Origin of the sequence: Enterobacter sp. BIDMC 29 (assembly GCF_019378755.1) — a bacterium.
GTDB classification, from domain to species: domain Bacteria; phylum Pseudomonadota; class Gammaproteobacteria; order Enterobacterales; family Enterobacteriaceae; genus Enterobacter; species Enterobacter ludwigii.
This window is the reverse complement of sequence record NZ_CP080000.1, coordinates 1,534,124-1,536,019: the sequence shown is the minus strand read 5'-3', so window position 1 is coordinate 1,536,019 and position 1,896 is coordinate 1,534,124. Positions and strand designations below refer to the sequence as shown.

Annotated in this window: 1 protein-coding gene and 1 pseudogene; both read left to right on the top strand. The window is 39.6% G+C overall.

What is annotated here, in order from left to right; all coding sequences use genetic code 11:
- Positions 1-493 (top strand): annotated as a pseudogene (locus tag JTA15_RS06840) (replication endonuclease); the annotation flags it as partial.
- Between the two features lie 103 nt (positions 494-596).
- Positions 597-1,880 (top strand): HEPN domain-containing protein, encoded by a 1,284-nt coding sequence (locus JTA15_RS06835; protein ID WP_255580164.1) that lies wholly within the window; start codon positions 597-599, stop codon positions 1,878-1,880.
- Positions 1,881-1,896 lie beyond the last annotated feature (16 nt).

The window sequence follows — 1,896 nt, the reverse complement described above, 5'->3', positions numbered from 1 at the left end:
AGCCGAATGGTGTATCGTTCCAAAGCTTTTGGTCTTTGAGCCTTTGACTTTAAAAAGCGGCATGGCCGCGCCTCGGAGTCCTGTCAATAACTGTGGAAAGCCCATAGTCGGTGGCGAGCCAGTTATGACACCCACACCGTCTGAGCAAGCAGCAGCGGTTTTAAATCTGATTGAGCGCGGGGTTATCGGCTGGAATGAGCCAGACGTCGTGAAAGTGCTTAACGGCGCGCGAAAGACTGGCGCACCGCGAAAAAATCGCCAGCAAAGAAACAATGTGCCGCTGAAAACCAGCGAAGAAGCGCCATTAGCCAGGATGACGAAGGCCGAAAGGGATCGAATCGCAAAAATTCATTTCGAGTTAGTTCTGGAAAGTATTGTCCCTGAACGATAGGAGGTTGAAGCTCTGGCGAGAGGAGCAACGGTAATTTATGGGGATAAAAGGTTTTGTTTTGCTGTACAGGAAAACTGGATGATGTTTCCCTTAAACTGGTGAGAAAATGTAAATTAGCAAACTCGAAGGAAAACGCTGTGACTTAAGGTAACACTCAAATTTAATGGGATGATCATTGATGGTTAAATTAAGGGATGATGTTTCAATGAAGATTGCTTTCGCGAGAGGTATGATAAACAGATTATGCAGGTGTTTTTTTTATAGGAATGATAAAGAGATACCTTGTATTCAAGTAGGTAAACCACTTCAAAATATAATTTTTTGGCTCAAATACAATGATGAGGAAGTGGCAAAATGCGCTAGCGCTCTGTTAAGGAATTATGGGCAAAAGTTAGGGGTAAGTGACCTTCATAGCGCTAAACAGTTTTTGTTACGCTTTTGCTCTGAAGCCTTCAACTGTATAGATGCCGATTTCTTATCGCTTAACCCAGAGCATAGATCCGTTGATAAAATAATTTCAAAGGTGCACAGGGCAAATCTCTGTGAAATGTTTGAGTGTTATATAACCTCACACATGCAACTTTACCCTTATATATACAATCTTGGGTGTGTTAGGTTTGATGGGCAATTAAAATTACAGGATAATCTTTATCTCTATGGCCCAGGGCAGGGTACGGCTTTATTGTCTAATATTAAATCTAAAGCTGGCATTGACGTTTATAAATCCTTCTTTGATGAGAAAGATATACGAGATGAACCGATTGGGAGATATTTCAATCATTCACGCTCGACAGCTATACTTATCTATGCAACATCCCAACAGGATGCAGTTGAGATGTTGAATCTGCTATTCGGTGGGTTATGTGTTACTGTGAATAATCCATTCGCTATTAACTCCTGTGATGTTAATAATAAAATTGAGAGTTTCTCTGAGGGGAAGTATCATATTTCTAATTTTCGTGTAAACATTCCATCATTGTTAGTTTTAAATATTGATGGTTTGGTTTGCGAACGGTTAGTAAAAATATTATCTAGATCTGATAAGCGTATTTTATCTGCTCTTTCGTTCATTGCTCATGGTTGGAGGAATGATCGTCGCGAGAGGTTTTTAAATCAATTTATAGCTCTTGATGCAATGTATGGTAATAATGCAGGTAACAAAACATCGATTATTGGTGGCGTCTGTCGTGATGCGATAAATATTTTTGATGTGAGGTCTAAAATAGAAATAATCTACGAACTTAGATGCAAGTTTGTTCATGGCGATATTTCCACATTATCGGCGCATGTCAAATATCTAAAATTTGTAGATTGCCACGGGAGCGATCCTGTTGAGTCTCTTTTTGAAATACTTAAAGAGTGCGTTCTTAATTATCAAGGTGTGTATGAAGCTCCAAAAGAAAATAGTAACTCTAGGATAATGGATGTACCCGTTGAGCTTGCTGAGGATGTAAAAAAGATGATTGAGAGCTTCAAAAGTGGCAAGTGAAGTGATAGCGAAGCTT